This is a genomic window from Stenotrophomonas sp. LARHCG68 (assembly GCF_052871705.1).
On sequence record NZ_JBIXJV010000002.1, the window covers coordinates 468,050 to 483,901 of the forward strand.

11 protein-coding genes are annotated in these 15,852 nt (G+C 66.6%); 3 read left to right on the forward strand and 8 right to left on the reverse strand.

The window, feature by feature from the left end; genetic code table 11:
• Positions 1-145: 145 nt before the first annotated feature.
• The 4 genes from ACIPR8_RS09650 to ACIPR8_RS09665 form a co-directional block, all read right to left on the reverse strand.
• Positions 146-2,770: a fimbria/pilus outer membrane usher protein gene (locus ACIPR8_RS09650; protein WP_446540881.1), complete on the reverse strand. Its 2,625-nt coding sequence runs from the start codon at positions 2,768-2,770 to the stop codon at positions 146-148.
• A gap of 145 nt (positions 2,771-2,915) precedes the next feature.
• Entirely contained in the window at positions 2,916-3,665 is a 750-nt protein-coding gene (locus ACIPR8_RS09655; RefSeq protein ID WP_446540882.1) for a fimbrial biogenesis chaperone, read from the reverse strand.
• A 107-nt stretch (positions 3,666-3,772) separates the two neighbouring features.
• Positions 3,773-4,294 (reverse strand): fimbrial protein, encoded by a 522-nt coding sequence (locus ACIPR8_RS09660; RefSeq protein WP_446540883.1) that lies wholly within the window; start codon positions 4,292-4,294, stop codon positions 3,773-3,775.
• A 503-nt stretch (positions 4,295-4,797) separates the two neighbouring features.
• Entirely contained in the window at positions 4,798-6,033 is a 1,236-nt protein-coding gene (locus ACIPR8_RS09665) for an EAL domain-containing protein (protein WP_446540884.1), read from the reverse strand.
• A gap of 177 nt (positions 6,034-6,210) precedes the next feature.
• Between ACIPR8_RS09665 and ACIPR8_RS09670 the strand changes: the two genes are divergently transcribed.
• Complete coding sequence (locus ACIPR8_RS09670; RefSeq protein ID WP_446540885.1) at positions 6,211-9,201, forward strand: ATP-binding protein; 2,991 nt, start codon at positions 6,211-6,213, stop codon at positions 9,199-9,201.
• Between the two features lie 27 nt (positions 9,202-9,228).
• Here the strand turns inward: ACIPR8_RS09670 and ACIPR8_RS09675 are convergent, their stop codons facing one another.
• The 4 genes from ACIPR8_RS09675 to ACIPR8_RS09690 form a co-directional block, all read right to left on the reverse strand.
• The gene (locus ACIPR8_RS09675; RefSeq protein ID WP_446540886.1) at positions 9,229-10,221 is read right to left on the reverse strand and encodes a fimbrial protein; all 993 of its coding nucleotides are present in this window, start codon (positions 10,219-10,221) and stop codon (positions 9,229-9,231) included.
• A 643-nt stretch (positions 10,222-10,864) separates the two neighbouring features.
• A complete protein-coding gene (locus ACIPR8_RS09680; RefSeq protein WP_446540887.1) occupies positions 10,865-11,167 on the reverse strand; it encodes a monooxygenase in 303 nt (100 codons plus the stop codon).
• 196 nt (positions 11,168-11,363) lie between these two features.
• The gene (locus ACIPR8_RS09685; RefSeq protein WP_446540888.1) at positions 11,364-12,470 is read right to left on the reverse strand and encodes a fimbrial protein; all 1,107 of its coding nucleotides are present in this window, start codon (positions 12,468-12,470) and stop codon (positions 11,364-11,366) included.
• Between the two features lie 499 nt (positions 12,471-12,969).
• On the reverse strand, positions 12,970-13,719 hold the full coding sequence (locus ACIPR8_RS09690; protein ID WP_446540889.1) for an FAD-binding oxidoreductase: 750 nt from the start codon (positions 13,717-13,719) through the stop codon (positions 12,970-12,972).
• Positions 13,720-13,817: 98 nt separating this feature from the next.
• Between ACIPR8_RS09690 and ACIPR8_RS09695 the strand changes: the two genes are divergently transcribed.
• Both ACIPR8_RS09695 and ACIPR8_RS09700 read left to right on the forward strand, forming a co-directional pair.
• Positions 13,818-14,768, forward strand: a complete 951-nt coding sequence (locus ACIPR8_RS09695; protein WP_225591633.1) for an ABC transporter ATP-binding protein — start codon at positions 13,818-13,820, stop codon at positions 14,766-14,768.
• On the forward strand, positions 14,765-15,571 hold the full coding sequence (locus ACIPR8_RS09700; protein ID WP_313253548.1) for an ABC transporter permease: 807 nt from the start codon (positions 14,765-14,767) through the stop codon (positions 15,569-15,571). The genes ACIPR8_RS09695 and ACIPR8_RS09700 overlap by 4 nt, the downstream gene beginning before the upstream one ends.
• Positions 15,572-15,852 lie beyond the last annotated feature (281 nt).

A 15,852-nucleotide genomic window follows, 5' to 3' on the forward strand; every position in this document is an offset into this window, starting at 1 on the left:
GGTTCCGCCCTTGAAGGGTGCACCCATCGGCACACATGGGGACCATGTGCTGGGGCGATTCTATGTCAGTGGCCAGCCCGCCGCGCAAGCGCGTGCAAGCGTCGGCGGGCCTGCTGCGACGTGCCGGCGCAATCCGTGGCGCGGCTCACTCGCCGCTGACGAAGTTCCACACCGGCGCGGCGTCGGCCTCGCGCAGATCGGCCACCTGCGTGACGCACTGGCCCGACACCACCTGGATGCCCTCGTCCTTGCCGCGCGCCGGCAGGTGATAGTCGATGCGGCACAGCGCGCGCGCATCATCGGCCCAGCGCACGGTCAACGTGCCAGTCTCGCGCAGGCCACGCACGAAGATGCGACCGCCCTGCCCGACCACGCCGACTTCGCGGTCATCCTCGTCGATGACATTGGCGCCGAACGGCAGCACCGAACCGTCCTGTCGGCGTACTTCCAGCACCGCCGAGCGCCCGGACTCGGTGGCGAAGCGCACCTTTGCCACGGCACCGGCGCGCGGGGTGACCTGCTGGCTGTTGAGCTTCAGTTCCACGTCCGTGGACAGGCCCTTCGGGTCGATGCTGATCGTGTTCGCGCGGTACGGGGTCAGGTACGGGATGACCGCGTAACCGCGCCCGTCCACCTTGACGCCGGCGGCGTTGAGCAGGCGCGCGCCCTTCGCATCGGCCACCTCGACGATGCCGAAGGTTTCCGACAGCGGCTGGGACAGCGTCCAGCCATCGGCATGGATCACCACCGCGCCGCGCGCGCCCACCGATGCCTGCGAGTGGTGGCTGCCCACCGCCATGCTGGCCTGCAGGTCGGCCTTGCCAGCGCGGTACATCAGGTTGGCATTGAGGTCGGAGGTGCTGTCGATGTCGCCGCCGCGTGCATGTGCCAGCGACAGGCCGTAGGACAGCTGGTTTTCCTCGCCCACGGTGCCGGACAGGGTGCTCTGCGCACGCGAGCGACCGCCATCGTTGTAGGACAGGTTGTTGCTCAGGGTCCGGGACCGGCCTGCGCTGCCCAGCGGCACCGTCAGGCTGGCGTAGTACTGGGTATCGGCGCGGCCATCGGCGCTGTGCTGGCGATTGGCCGAGATGCCGTAGTTCATCCGCCCCAGCGAACCGCTGTAGCCGAAGGAGTAGTTCACGTCCGAGCCGGGCCGGTTCCAGTAGTCGGACAGCGACGCGGTGGCATGCAGGCGGCCATGGCGCTCACCCAGGCGCTGCCCCATGCTCAGCGAGGCGCGGTTGCGCTGGCGCTGCGGTGCCCAGACATCGCTGTGGCGCTCGGCCTCACGTGCCTGCATCGCTTCGCCCAGGCCATAGAAGCCGCCGGTCGAGTAGCGGTACGCCGCGATCGCGACGTGGGTACCGGTGGCGGCGATGTCGCGTGCATAGCTCAGCCGGTAGCTGGCCCCGCGCACCGCGTTGCCATCGGCCAGGACGGTGGAGGACTGGGTGACGTCGGCGCCTACCGCGCCGAGGCGGGTGTTCAGGGCCACGCCCACCATGCCGGCGGCATAGTCCGGCGCGGCGGTGACGCCGGCGTAGCCGGTCACGCGGTTGGACAGGCCACGCTGCCAGGTGCCCTGCGCGAACAGCGGCTCATCGCGGCCCTGGTGCTGGCGCAGCGTGCCCAGCGTGGCACTGAAACGGCTCACGCCCGGGCGCAGCGACAGCGGCACCGCGGCGAACGGCACCGAAAACACGCGCTGGCTGCCGTCGGCTTCCTGGATGGTGACCTCCAGGTCACCGCCATAACCGGTGGCGTAGAGATCATCGATCTCGAACGCACCCGGCGCCACCGTGGTCTCGTGGATCAGCGAGCCGCCTTGGCGGATCGTGATCCTGGCATTGCTGTTGGCCACGCCACGCACGGTCGGCGCGTAACCGCGACGCGATTCGGGCAGCATGCGGTCGTCGGTTTCCAGGCGCACGCCACGGAAGCCGACCGAATCGAACAGGTCACCGCTGGTGAAGGCCTCGCCGAGGGTCAGTTCAGCCGACAAGGCCGCCACCTCGCGCTTGGCATAGGTGGCCATGGCCTGGTAGTCGCGCTGGCCCCGGGTGTCGAAGCTGTAGGAGCCGTCATGACGCAGGCGCCAGCCCCCCACGTTCAGGCCGGCATTCAGGCCAAGGTAGCCGCGGGTGACGGCGGCGTTGCCGCGCATCTTCTGCTGGTAGACATTGAAGCTGTAACCCAGCGAGGCGGCGTTGATGCCGGCATCCCAGTTGGAGGGATCCACGTAGCCGCGCGCGCGACGCAGCATGGCGGCCTGCGGGATGCTCACCTCCAGGCGCTGCGCGGCGAAGTCGAAGTGCACGCGCGCATCGGCGATGACGTCCTCGATGCGCTCGCAGGCGGCCGCCACGGCCAGGCGGTCGCGGATGGCCGGGTCCAGCAGCGACATGTCCGCGCCGAACCGGGCCAGCAGCGATTCATCGATGCAGGCCACCGCGTCGGCGCCCGCCTCAAGGCTGCGGAACGTGACGTCCGCACGTGCGACGTAATCGCCGTTGACCTGCAGGTCGGCGCGATAGACACCGGGCAGCACCACGCTGCCCCGCTCGAAGCGGGAGATGTCCACGTTGCGGCCGCCACCGGCGACCAGGAACTCGGTGTCGAACTGGACCACGGCCGCGGCCGACATCGCCGTTTCCTGCCCCATCGCTTCCAGGCACTGCGTCGCGAGGATGGCAACGATCAGCGCCGGCAGGTGGCGGCGCACCGGGGTTGCGACGGGGCGGTAGCGGGCGGCGGCAGGCAGGTTCACGGCAATCTTCCAGGTACGCACCAGGCGTCCCCATGCCGGGGCACCTGCTGATCGATTCGGGATCCGCCCAACGGCCGTTCCGTGCCGGAAGCCGCTGGTGCGGGAAGGTATGTGTCAGCGCGGTGCCGCCACGGCGGCACGCGGCTCAAGGGGTGGGCGCGCTGACCGTCTGCACGCCCTGGGACGCACCGCCCCAGTCATTGATCGCGCTGTACTGCACTTCGGCGCGGGCAAGGACGGCGGCGTCCGAGGCGGCCAGCGGGAACAGCTTGCTGCTGCCCGGCGCGACGTGGCCTCCGCCGGCATCCAGGGTGCCGTTGCCGGTGCCCAGGCTGATGCTGCCGTAGTTGACGTAGTACGGCGTCGGGTTGCTGGCCTTGAGCGCGTAACCGGTGCCGTCTTCCTGCCGGCGCAGCTCCCAGCGGACAGCGGCGGGGGCATCGGCGGCCTTGCCAGGCAGGCCGGCGGGGCGATACATCACCTTGATCCGGGTGCGCACCGCCAACTGCAGGCGGTTGGCATCGTCATTCACCTTCGGCGGCACTTCCAGCACATTGAGCCAGTACAGGCTTTCCCTGTCCCTGGGCAGGGCCGCCCCGGTGTGCAGCAGGCGCAATGCCTGGCCGTTGCCCGGGTCCAGCCGGAACATCGCCGGGGTGAGGGTGAACGGCACGTTGATCGCTTCCGGCGATGCGGCGGCATCCCCCTCATCCAGCCAGGCCTGCACCAGCGCCGGCAGCTGCCCCGCATTGTTCAGTTGAACCGTTACTTCCTTGTCCTGGCCCGGAAAGATCACGCGGGTTCCTGCAATCACCACGCTTGCGTCGGCCTGCGAGGCAAACATGGCCAGTGCGACACTGGTGGACATCATCAATGTACGGATACCGTTGTTCATGGTCGTTTCTCCTGGGGCCGTGGGACCCGGTTGCCGCGCCGTCGTCCCGAAGGAGACGGCGCAGCGGAAATCCGTGCGTGGCGGCAGTGCCGCCACGCGGCTTCGGCTTACTCGTAGGACATGGTGTAGCGGACGCGGGTCGCCACGGTGCCGGCTTCGGCGCCACCCAGGGAGTAGTACTGCGCGTAGTAGTTCAGGACAGCGGAACCGCCGGCCAGGTCGACCTTCTGCGAACCCTGGTTGCCAGCGGCGCCCAGCATGATTTCATTGTGGCTGTCATTCAGCAGGGCCACTTCGACGTTCTTGGCACCGCCGTTGTCGACGCGCAGACGGCCGTTCTCGTTCACCTGGGCATCGGCTTCGAAGAAGGCCGAGATCTTGCCGGTATCCGGGGTGCAGCCGCTCACTTCGATCTTGAACGGGGTACGGCCGGCGACAGCGCCGCTGGTGGCCAGCGAAGCAGCGGAGACGGTCGGCAGGACCACGTTGAAATCGGCATTGCCGCCATTGATGGTGCAGGTGACGGCGGTCACGGCGCCGGTGAACTCGATGGTGCCGTCGGCGGCTTGGGCGGCCGGGGCGGCGAACAGGGCGATGGCGAGGGCCGAAGCAAGGGAGAACTTGTTCATTTCAGTAGTCCTGGATTGAGGGATTGGATTGCAACAAGGGCCTGACTTCCGTCCGGCGGGTCGTGCCGTGCGCCGTCTTGTCAGGGCAGGGGAAGTCTAGGGAGCAGGCTGCGGCGAGATAATCAGCGACGTCCGAATCCATGCAGCCTTCAGATAGGACTTATCTGAAACAAATGAAATCGGTTCGTTGAAGGGGTGCGCGATGCAATCGTGACGGGAATTACGCTATCGCCCGGGAGGAATCCCGATGCGCCTGCAAGCGACTCATTTCCGCAAAAAAAGCCTTCCTCGCGAACCCGAAAATTCCTACGCCATCGTCTGCACTTGGCCTACCCGCTCCGGTCAGCGACGTTGCACGGATGTGATGGCGTCACGACGCCTTCTGCTGCGCGTGCACGATGCAGTGCGCTTCCGTCCGCAGGGCGCCCGCCATCGGCACACCGTTGCCGGAAACAAAAAGGGCCGGCGCAAGGCCGGCCCTTTCCAACGTGCGGCGTTGCCTGTCAGGCGTTGTCGCTGCGCAGCACGTAACGCATGTAGGCGGCACGCGACATCGGCCGTGCATGCAGGTAGCCCTGGGTGACGTGGCAGCCCAGGTTGCGCACCATCGCCAGGTCTTCCTGGTCCTCGATGCCTTCGGCCACCACCGTGGCCACCAGCTGCCGGCCCATGGCGATGATGCTGGCCAGCACGCTGCGCGCATGCACGTGCTCGCGTGCCTGCATGATCATCCCGCGATTGATCTTGATCTCGTTGAACGGCGCACGCATCAACCGGTCCAGCGACGAATCGCCGGTGCCGAAGTCATCGATGGCGCACTGGAAACCACGCAGCCGCAACTGCGCGACCACGCCGGACAGGGCCGCATTGCAGGCCGCGCCACCGTCCTCGGTGATCTCGATGATCAGCTGCGACGGATCCACCCCGGCCACCTGGGCAAGGTCGGCCACGCTCTGGGCCCATTGCACCGAGCAGGCGACGCTGGCCGGGACGTTCACCGCCACCACCCGGCCGGCACCGTGCCCGTCCATGGCCATGACCTCGAAGGCACTGGAGAGCATGTACTGGGTCAGGCAATCCATCATCCCGGCCCGCTCGAAAGCCGGCAGGAAGGCATGCGGCCCCAGCACCCGACCGCTCGGGTGATGCCAGCGGGCCAGGACCTCGGCGCCGCGCAGCGCGCCGGTCAGCACGTCGTGCTGGGGCTGGAAGTACGGCTTGATCTGGTGCGACAACAGCGCCCGGCGCAGTTCCTCGGCGCTGAAACCATGCATCGACGGTTCCTCCGGCCGGGTCGCCTGCGGTGCCTGCGCGGCGCGGATGGCCTGTTCCTCCAGCAGGTCCTGCACCAGCATCGCGTCCAGCGGCTTGCGCAGCGCGGCGACCACGTTGAGGCCGCGCGCGGTGGCATGGCAGGACGCGGCGTGCAGGATGCGGCATGGATGGTTGCTCATGATCACCACCGCGGCCTTGCTGCCACGGTCGGCCAGCAGGTCGATCAGCTGCATGCCGGTGACGTCGGGCAGGTCCAGGTCCACGAACACCATGCCCCAGTCCTCACCGCGCAGCGCGTCGATACCGACGGCGCCGGCATGCACGCCCTTGACCCGGTCGGCACCGGCGCGTGCCAGCATCTTCATCACCGACGCCAGATGGAGCTCGTTGGCATCCACGACCAGCGCACTGGGGACCGGCAAGGCAACGGTGGCAGGAAGGACATTGCGGATCTGGGCGTTCATGAAGGCGTCTCCGGGCAGTGGGCGGGGTACCGTCTGTTGCGTCGGGGGACATTGTTCCAACCGCTCGTACCCGCCCATATCGGCCCAGTCTTATTCTTCTCCCCAGCAGGTAGGACATCCGCTCAGGCGTGCCCGGTTGACCCTATGATGGAGCGCCGTTCAGCCAAGGGGCACGGGATGACAACACCGCCGGAACGCGTGGGCCGGGGCCGCGATGCCCTGAGCCTGCTCAGCCGCCACCAGCGGCTGCTGCTGTTCGTGGGCGGGCTGGTGACCTCGCTGGTGTTGGCCACCGTCACCGCGGTGATGCTGTACGCGCAGGTCAACGACTACGTCGGCGAACGCCAAGCCGAGTTCGTCATGCGCCGCACCGCGTTGCGTTCGCTGTTCGCCGTGCACGAAGGCGCCATGCGCATCAATGTCCGGCAAGAGGAGTACGCCTGGGCCAACCGGCAGGCCCCGGACCCTGCGCTGCTGGCCGCCTTCAGCGCCCACCACGGGCGGATGGTGCTGCAGCGCAACCGCAGCTTCCCGGCGGTGCTGGTGCGTGGTGACATCGATGCGGCGCACCCGCTGCAGGTGCACGCGCCTTACCTGCGCCTGGCCGACGAAGTGAGCTACCAGGCCGGCGCCTATTCGCATGCCCTGCTGGCCTCGGGCTACTTCTACAACCCCGACGGCAGCTTCATCGGGCTGGGCCCGCTGCAACCGGGCGACACCGCCACGCGTTTGAACACTGCCGGTGCCGCCGAGCTGATCGGCCAGGTGGCGCCAGACCTGGGCAACCTGCAGGACCCGCACGTGGTCGCGCGCCTGCTCGACCCTGCCCTGCCGTTGTGGCTGCCGCCGTCCAACGATCCGCTGAGCGGACAGCCCTCGGTGCGCCTGGTGCAGGGCGCGGCACAGGACGGGAAGCTGTTCGCGGTGTTCGTCGCCGCGTACCCTTCCGCATCGTTCGCTTCGCGGCTGGCGACCGCACGCCCGCACGAGGCGCTGCTGATCGCCGACCACGACGGCCGCATGCTGATGGGCCCCAACCCGGGCACGTTGCCGCCTGCGCTGCTGCGCACCGCGCTGGCACAGCCGCCTGCGGACGAGGCGTTCAGCTACCAGGACGGCCAGTTCATCGCCAGCGACGTGCTCTCGGCCAGCGGCTGGAAGCTGGTCCATGTGTTCACCTGGCGCACCGTCCTGGCCGATCTGTGGCCACGGCTGGCGGCCTACGCCGGTGCGATGCTGCTGGTGATCGGCTTCGTCTGGACGGTGCTGCTGTTGATCGACCGCAAGGTCTTCAAGCCCGGCTACGCCCGCTCGCTGCGCATCATCGAGAGCGAGGACCTCAACCGCACGATGGTGACGACCGCTCCGTTCGGCCTGTCGCTGCTGGCGCCGGATACCGGCCAGGTGCTGTTGCAGAACGCGGTGATGGATTCCTATGCCGGGCAGGTACGCGCCGGCGATGCCCCGCTGCACCAGCAACTGCTGCGGTGGTTCGGCCCGGTCGGTGCGACGTCACCTGCCCGCGAAGCCGAGTTCACCCTGGCCATGGCCGATGGGTCGCACCGCGACCTGCTGGTGGTGGCCGTGCCCACCCGCTACCAGGGACGGCAGGCGCTGCTGTGCAACTTCAAGGACATCACGCTGCGCAAGAAGGTCCAGCAGGAACTGGAACAGGCGCGCCGCGCCGCCGACGCGGCCAACCAGGCCAAGTCGGCGTTCCTGGCCACGATGAGCCACGAGATCCGCACACCGCTCAACGCCATCCTCGGCAACCTCGAACTGCTGGAACGCTCGCCGTTGTCCGGCAGCCAGCTGCAGCAGGTACGCACCGTCACCTCGTCCTCGTCCGCGCTGCTGGGCATCATCAACGACATCCTGGATTTCTCGCGGGTGGAATCCGGGCAGATGCAGCTGGAATCCATCGCCTTCGACCTCAGGGCCCTTGCCGTCGAAACGGCGGCGTTCTTCACGCCCATGGCACAGGCCAAGGGCCTGGTGCTGGACACCAGCCTGGACGATGGACTGGCCCCGGCGTACCGCGGCGACCCCACCCGCATCCGCCAGGTCCTCTACAACCTGCTGGGCAACGCGCTCAAGTTCACCCATGAAGGCGATGTGCTGCTGGAGCTGTACCTGCAGGACGAGGACCGGCCGGATTCGCCCTTGGTGATCGGCGTCAGCGATACCGGCATCGGCATGAGCACCGAGCAGCAGGCCGGGCTGTTCCAGCGCTTCTCGCAGGCGGACAGCTCCATCGCCCGCCGCTTCGGTGGCAGCGGCCTGGGCCTGGCCCTGTGCCGGGCGCTGGTCGAGCTGATGCAGGGCGGCATCCAGGTACACAGCGTCCCCGGCCAGGGCAGCACCTTCCTGGTCACGCTGCCGCTGGAACCGCTGCAGGCGGCAGCTCCCCCTCCGGGACCGTCGCTGGCGGTTGAACCACCGCATAGCCAGCGACGGGTGCTGGTGGTCGACGACCATCCCGCCAACCGCGAGCTGATGCGGATGCAACTCGACGCCCTCGGCCAGCAGGCCGACATCGTCGCCAGCGCGGCCGACGCCTTGGCCCTGCAGGAACGGCAGGCCTACGATGTGGTGTTCACCGACCTCAACATGCCCGGGATGGACGGCTGCATGCTCGCCCACGCCCTGCGCGCGCGTGGCTTCGTGCAGCCGATCATCGCCATTACCGCGCATGCCTCCGCACATGACCGGCAACGCTGCACGGAGGCCGGCATCAGCGAGGTGCTGGTCAAGCCGATCCTGCTGGACAGCATCGGCCGCATCCTTGCGCAGGACCACCCAGCGGCACCGGCGTCCGCCGCAAATGCCGCGGCCTCCGACCTCGCCACGGGCCCGCTGCCCGCCGCCGTGCACGCGGCCCTGGACAGTGCGTTCGAGCAGTCACTGGCGACACTGGATCAGCTGCTGGAGCACGCAGGCCTAGCCAACGCGACGGTGCCCGGCGATGACCCCATCCACGCCATCGGCCAGCAGCTGCATTCGGTGCGCGGCGGCTTCGCGCTGGTCCATGAAACCGAGCTGGTGGCGCGCTGCGCACGGATGGAAGCGTTGCTGCAGCAGCGTGACCTGGGCGCAGTGCGCGCCGGGCTGGTCCACCTGCGTGAACAGGGCCGCCGGGCCTTGCAGCAGCGCAAGCCATGGCCCTGAACCAGCTGCCACCGGTGCCGGGAGGCATCATTCGTAGCTCAGCACGAAGGTGGCTTTGGCATTCGCGCTCCCTGGTGTGATTTCTGCCCGTGTCTGCACGTACCGGGCCATCAACGGGATCTCGAAGCGGCCGTTGTGGGTGCGTCCGGCAAACCAGCGTGCATCGGCGGCCGGCTCCCCGGCGTTGCCGCCATAGGACAGCAGTTTGCCGCCGTGGAGCACCTGCAGCGCCACGCCCACAGCGGTCGAGCCAGGGGTGAGGGACAGCTGGGTGGAGCGGTTCGCCGGATCGTTCTGGTCCGTCAACATCCCGTACACCGCCGTGGAAATCTGCGGGCGGCCGCCGCCGCACTCGACGGCGATAGTGAAGCCCTGCTCGCCCACCGTGGTGCCAATGCCGTTGAACTCCTTCAGCCGGGCCGAGCCCATGGGCACGGGCACCAGCGGCGTGGCGACCGTGCAGGTCGGCCGTCCCGCGTCCACATTGGTGGCGCCCTTGAACGCGAACACGCGCCATTGATGGTTGCCATGGCTGGTCAGGTAGGCACCGCCCTGCAGTCCGGCAAGCGAACCCGACTGGCTGATCGGCCCGGTCTTGACCAGCTGCAGGCGCCCCGGCCAGCTGTTCGTGTCTTTCTGGGGAAAGATAAAGCGGTTCTCCAACGGAAACGCCGCCCCATTGAAGGAGAAGCGGACGCCCACGCCGGGGATGCCGCTCTCGTAGATGTTTTCGCCGAGATAGGCCCCGCTGGAGAGCATGTACTTGTTCGGGACCTCACCGGGGATGCCGGGGCAACGGGTCTCGGTGGGGGCCTGCAGGACCAGGGTCCCGCTGATGTCGGCCAGTAGCTTGCCGTCGCCGAGGTCCGGATTGATGGTGATCGTCTCCGGCAAGGTCATCACGAAGGTCGCCGGCAGCCCGGTATTGGTGGTGCAGACTTCGGCCATGGCTGTGCCACTGGCCCCCAGCAAACCGGCCAGGACGAACTGCCACGCGTTCGCGCGTGTACTGCTGCTCATCGGCATAAAAGTGCCTTGGTCAAAAGGGAGGGCTCGTCACCGGCATCGGCAACGACCTGCGTGGCGGTCAGGCCACGCGAGGGCCGCCATTCTTTCAACCATGGCAATCGGAAACGATCAGCGATTTCCGAATTCGGACTTCACGTTTCCAGGGCAAGCGACATGATGGCGCCGGATTGCCATCAGCACCTTCTCTCTGACTACACATTTCGTCCCGACAGAGCGTACGTTGGACGCGCCCGTTCGGTTCTGTGTCGAGAATGAATGCCCTGCGCAGACCTTCTCGATCAAGGCCGTTGCAGATCAGGAAAGCCGGCGCTGCCGACGGAGGTGACGTCAACCGCCATGCGCTTCATTGACGAAGCAAGGTCCGGCAATGACGGCAACACGTCCTGATCAACGCCGAAGCGCTCCGGCGTTCACGCAGGAGGTGATGTGTGCCGGCGGCGGCAGCCACCGTAGCAGGCGAGCGCATCGACGCCTTGGGCTGCCCTGTTCGAACAGCAGCGGCCACCGGTGAAGGGCAGTATGCCTACTGAAACTGCCGTGGCCCGATGGACCACAGCAGCAGCGCACCCATCCGGGCCTCATACGCCCAGGATCGGGCGGCATCATCGCAACCGGCGCCCTGCCCTGCAAAGACCTACAGCGGTGCCCGGTCGATGGCCGAGAGCGGTTCGTTGACGACGAAGATCATGCCCCGCACCTCCGGGATGCCGAACGTCGCCAGGCGTGCGGCGTGCATGTCGAGGTAGGCCTGCGCCTCTTCCCGGCCCTGGAACAGATAGACGCCACCGGCACGGCCGCTTGCCGCATCCTCGGTCCAGATCTTCCAGATCAGCCCCTTCTCGGTGGCAATCGATGCCGCCAGGTCCTGCATGGCGTGCGCCATCTCCGCGCCCCAGGGGCCGGCATAGGGGAAGTCAACCTGGAGCAGATACTTCATGGGAATTCCTTCGTGTTTGACGTGATCGGAAGGCCACCGGCTCATCCGGCGGATCAAACAACTACGTGACCGGATCCTCCATGCGGTTCATGGCGATCCGTCCACGCCCAAGTGCCTCCGGAGTAGCGCATACGCGAACCCCATCCGCGTGCAGGGCACCTGAAGTGACCAGCACCCTGCCCCGCGCGACGAGTGCCTACTCATAGCTCACGGTAAAGGTTGCCCGTGCATTCACGGTACCGGCCGTCACGACCGATTCGGTCTGGATGTAGCGGGCGCTGAGCGGAATGGTGACGTTGACATTGCCATACGTGCCCACTTTCCATCGATTCTGTGCAGTCGATGCCGTGGAGTCCGGGCCGTATCCGAGCGGCGACCCATTTCGGAGTATCTGTATGCCCACGCCGGACGCGGTGGAATCGCTCCCCAAGGACAGAGTCTCCGAACGATTGCCCGGCGCATTCTGATCCGTCAGCACCGCAAATATTCCGAGAGTTTTCCCGGTATCTCCACCCGAGCAGCTCATCCCCAGCGTGAAGCCTTCCGCTGCGGTGACCGTGCCAATCGCGTTCAGCTTGCTTTTCGGAACCGGAAGCAGCGATACCGAACGCGTCGGGGTGGTGACCTTGCATGTGGGCTTGCCCGGATCAATGGTCAGGCTCCCAATGGAGTTCCATGTTTCGTACAGGTAGTTGTCGCCTGCAGGAAGAAACGTGGTTGCGCGCAGGTTTTCCAGGATGCCCATCTGGGTAATCGGCCCTGTTTTTATCAGCTTCAACCTCGCAGTTGGATTGGCAGCGTACCCTCCAGGATTACTGAATGATCCATTTTCCAGCGGAAGAGGGGTTCCTTGCAGCGTCAACATGAAACCAATGCCGGGAATTCCCGTCTCATAGACTCCGCCCCCCAGATGAACTCGATCAATCATCGCCCTTTTCATCAGGGTGGAGCCCACCAAATTCTTGCAGGTGGTGCGAGAGAAGTTGTGCCCTGTGGCAGTAAGACCAGTGACGGAGTAGAGCTCAGTTCCGTTCGCTACATCGGGGTTGATCTTGATCGGCCCTTTCGGGAGCGTGTAGACGATCGGCATCGGATTCGCACCAAACTGATTGTTGGTGCATCCGAGATCAGCTGCCAGAGCGGTATTCGCAGCCAATAGCAGAACTGCCGCGCAGGCCAAGCGGCCCCACAGAACGCGTCCATTCGTCATGGATAATTTTGGGAAATACGACATTGAAATGGGCCTCTGCAGCAGGGAAGCGGAGCTGGCAACATCCGCGTGCAGGGTGATTCCTGCATCCAACAAGCCACCCCACCTGCTTGAAGCGCGCAGACAAGATGCGTGGTGGTGCAATTGTCCTGATGTCTGGATGGACTTCCCATCGCCCGGAATCCCAATTCACGGCCACGGAAATAGGATTCGTCCTAATTGAGTGCATAGGCCCCGGCTCGAAGCCGCGTGTCCCGCGCACGACGATGACCTGCGCCTCATACCGGGCACGATATCTCTTCGAGCCCCGGCAGGAAGGGCAACACTACGCCCGATGCGTGATCGGGCGCGCCGGCGGGCTGCAGAGGCTGTCCATTGTCCGCCCAACGGAAGGCATGCCGGATCTGGAGGCCCGCCGTTCTGCTGAACCTGCTCCGCTCAACAAGCCAGTGGTTCGAGGCTACTGCAAGAAGGAACTCACTTCCTGAGCTCCTTCAATGCATGGACCCAGCCCGGGCCCGGTTGCAGAGCGTAGGCAACCGCCACCGCCAGTGAACCTCGCGCAAGGGACCCGCAGGCCGGCACCCACCGCTTACTTGCTGCTGACGTACTTCTCGCGGCGGATCTGCGGCGGGGGGAGGCCGGCGGCCTTCAGCAGCTCGGCACAGGCATCGACCATGTCCGGGTTGCCGCACAGATAGGTGATGTCGCGCGTCCGGTCCGGGCCGATCTCGGCCAGCTGCTGCTGCACGTAGCCCTTGCGCACGTCCGGGTGCGGGTCGGCCGGCAGCTCGCGCGACAGGCATGGCATGTAGCGGAAACCCGGGGTGGCCTCGGCGAAGGCACGGAAGTCCTCGCTGTAGAGCAGTTCCTGCGGGGTGCGGGCGCCCTGCAGCAGCACCACTTCCACGCCGCGCTCGGCGATGGCCCGGCGCAGCAGCGGCAGCATCGAGCGGTACGGGGTGACGCCGGTACCGGTGGCGATCAGCAGGTAGCGGCCGTTGTGGTCGCCCGGGTTCAGACAGAAGCGCCCGAACGGGCCGCTGCCGGTCAGGTGGCCGCCCAGCTCCAGCCCCTCGAACAGGGCCGTGGCGGCGCCGCCGGGCACGAAGCTGACCGCGATTTCCACCGCCTCGCCCGGGCCCAGCGCGTGGTCGTGGATGGTGGCCAGCGAGTAGCTGCGCTTGGTCGCGGTGCCGTCGGCGTACTCGAAGTGAACCTGAATGAACTGGCCGGGTTGGAAATCCAGCGGTTGCCCATCGTCACGGACGAACTGGTAGTGGCCAACGGTGGGCGCCAGCATGCGGCGTCCGACCAGCTTGAGGGGGAATTGGGCAGGCACGAAGGGAAAGCTGTGTTTGACCGGGCAAAGCCGCGGGGCCTTCTATAATACCGCTTTGCATTCACGCGGCGCCGCAGACCCGGCGCGAAGGCCCGAGCTTGGACTCCCGAATCTCCCCCGCAGCCCCCGCGCTGCGCATCACTGATCTGCGCAAGACCTACGACAACGGCGTGCAGGCCCTGAAGGGCGTGTCGCTGGAAGTGGCCCCGGGCGATTTCTTCGCCCTGCTCGGCCCCAACGGTGCCGGCAAGTCGACCATGATCGGCATCATCTCCTCGCTGGTGAACCTCAGCGAAGGCCAGGTGGAGGTCTTCGGCAGCGACCTGGTCAGCCAGCGCAGCGCGACCATGCGCCTGATCGGCCTGGTGCCGCAGGAGATCAACTTCAACCTGTTCGAGAAGCCCTTCGACATCCTGGTCAACTACGCCGGCTTCTACGGCATCCCGCGCGCCGAGGCCGAGGTCCGCGCCGAGCAGGAGCTCAAGCGCGCGCACCTGTGGAACAAGGCGCAGATGATGAGCCGCACGCTGTCCGGCGGCATGAAGCGGCGGCTGATGATCGCCCGCGCGATGATGACCCGCCCGCGCCTGCTGATCCTGGACGAGCCCACCGCCGGCGTGGACATCGAGATCCGCCGCGACATGTGGAAGACGCTGCAGGAGATCAACGCCGCCGGCACCACCATCATCCTCACCACGCACTACCTGGAGGAAGCCGAGCAGCTGTGCCGCAACCTGGCCATCATCAACCACGGCCGCATCGTCGAGCAGGGCCCGATGCGCGGCCTGCTGGCCAAGCTGGACGTGGAAGGCTTCATCTTCGACATCGACGGTGAACTGCCGGCGCAGCTGCCGCACATCGAAGGCGCCACGCTGCAGGCCACCGACGCGCACACGCTGGACCTGGACATGCCGCGGGCGATGGACCTCAACCGCGTGTTCGACACCTTCAACGCCGCCGGCATCCGCGTGCGCTCGATGCGCACCAAGAGCAACCGCCTGGAAGAGCTGTTCGTGCGCCTGACCGGCAACCTGGAGAACAACGCATGAACACCTCCGTCACGTCCTCTTCCGAGACCGCCACCGGTTCGCGCAACTGGGTGGCGCTGGGCACCATCGTCCGCCGCGAGATCAACCGCATCCTGCGCATCTGGGGCCAGACCCTGGTGCCGCCGGCGATCACCATGACCCTGTACTTCCTGATCTTCGGCGGCCTGATCGGCTCGCGCATCGGCGAGATGGGCGGCTACAGCTACATGCAGTTCATCGTGCCGGGCCTGGTGATGATGAGCGTGATCCAGAACAGCTACGGCAACATCAGCTCCTCGTTCTTCGGCGCCAAGTTCGGCCGCCACATCGAGGAGCTGCTGGTCAGCCCGATGCCGAACTGGGTGATCCTGGGCGGCTACGTGGCCGGCGCGGTGGTGCGCGGGTTGATGGTCGGCGTGATCGTGCTGATCATCGCGATGTTCTTCACCCCGGTGCGCATCCCACACCCGCTGGTGACGCTGAGCACGGTGCTGCTGGGCGCGACCATCTTCTCGCTGGCCGGCTTCATCAATGCCGTCTACGCCAAGAAGTTCGATGACGTGGCGATCGTGCCGACCTTCATCCTGACCCCGCTGACCTACCTGGGCGGCGTGTTCTATTCGGTCACGCTGCTGCCGGGCTGGGCGCAGGCCCTGACCCACGCCAACCCGATCTTCTACATGGTCAACGCGTTCCGCTTCGGCCTGCTGGGCAGCAGCGACGTGCCGCTGTGGGTCTCCTACACGCTGATGCTGGGCTTCGTCGCCGCACTCACCGCCTTGGCACTGTGGCTGCTCAAGCGCGGTGTTGGCCTGCGCAGCTGAGCCGCTGAACCAGGATCGACCGGCATGACAAGGGCGGGACCGCGAGGTCCCGCCCTTTTTCATATCCGTGCACCACGCCATCTTTTGATGGCGTGACGCTATTGCTATGCTGCGCGCACAGGGGGCTCTTGGACCACACGTCGACAGGGCACTGAATGACCGCAGCACAATGCCGTTCCACCTCGGCCCGTTCATCGGCCGTCATCCTGCCTGCCCCGTTTCGTCGCGCGCCCGCAGCCGACGCTACCGCGCTCCCTCATCGGCCGGATCCCCGTCGCATG

Coding starts and splice junctions, on each gene's coding strand:
- ACIPR8_RS09670 (WP_446540885.1), top strand. CDS start 6,211: ATGACAACACCGCCGGAACGCGTGGGCCGGGGCCGCGATGCCCTGAGC.
- ACIPR8_RS09655 (WP_446540882.1), bottom strand. CDS start 3,665: ATGAACAACGGTATCCGTACATTGATGATGTCCACCAGTGTCGCACTG.
- ACIPR8_RS09680 (WP_446540887.1), bottom strand. CDS start 11,167: ATGAAGTATCTGCTCCAGGTTGACTTCCCCTATGCCGGCCCCTGGGGC.
- ACIPR8_RS09675 (WP_446540886.1), bottom strand. CDS start 10,221: ATGAGCAGCAGTACACGCGCGAACGCGTGGCAGTTCGTCCTGGCCGGT.
- ACIPR8_RS09660 (WP_446540883.1), bottom strand. CDS start 4,294: ATGAACAAGTTCTCCCTTGCTTCGGCCCTCGCCATCGCCCTGTTCGCC.
- ACIPR8_RS09665 (WP_446540884.1), bottom strand. CDS start 6,033: ATGAACGCCCAGATCCGCAATGTCCTTCCTGCCACCGTTGCCTTGCCG.
- ACIPR8_RS09700 (WP_313253548.1), top strand. CDS start 14,765: ATGAACACCTCCGTCACGTCCTCTTCCGAGACCGCCACCGGTTCGCGC.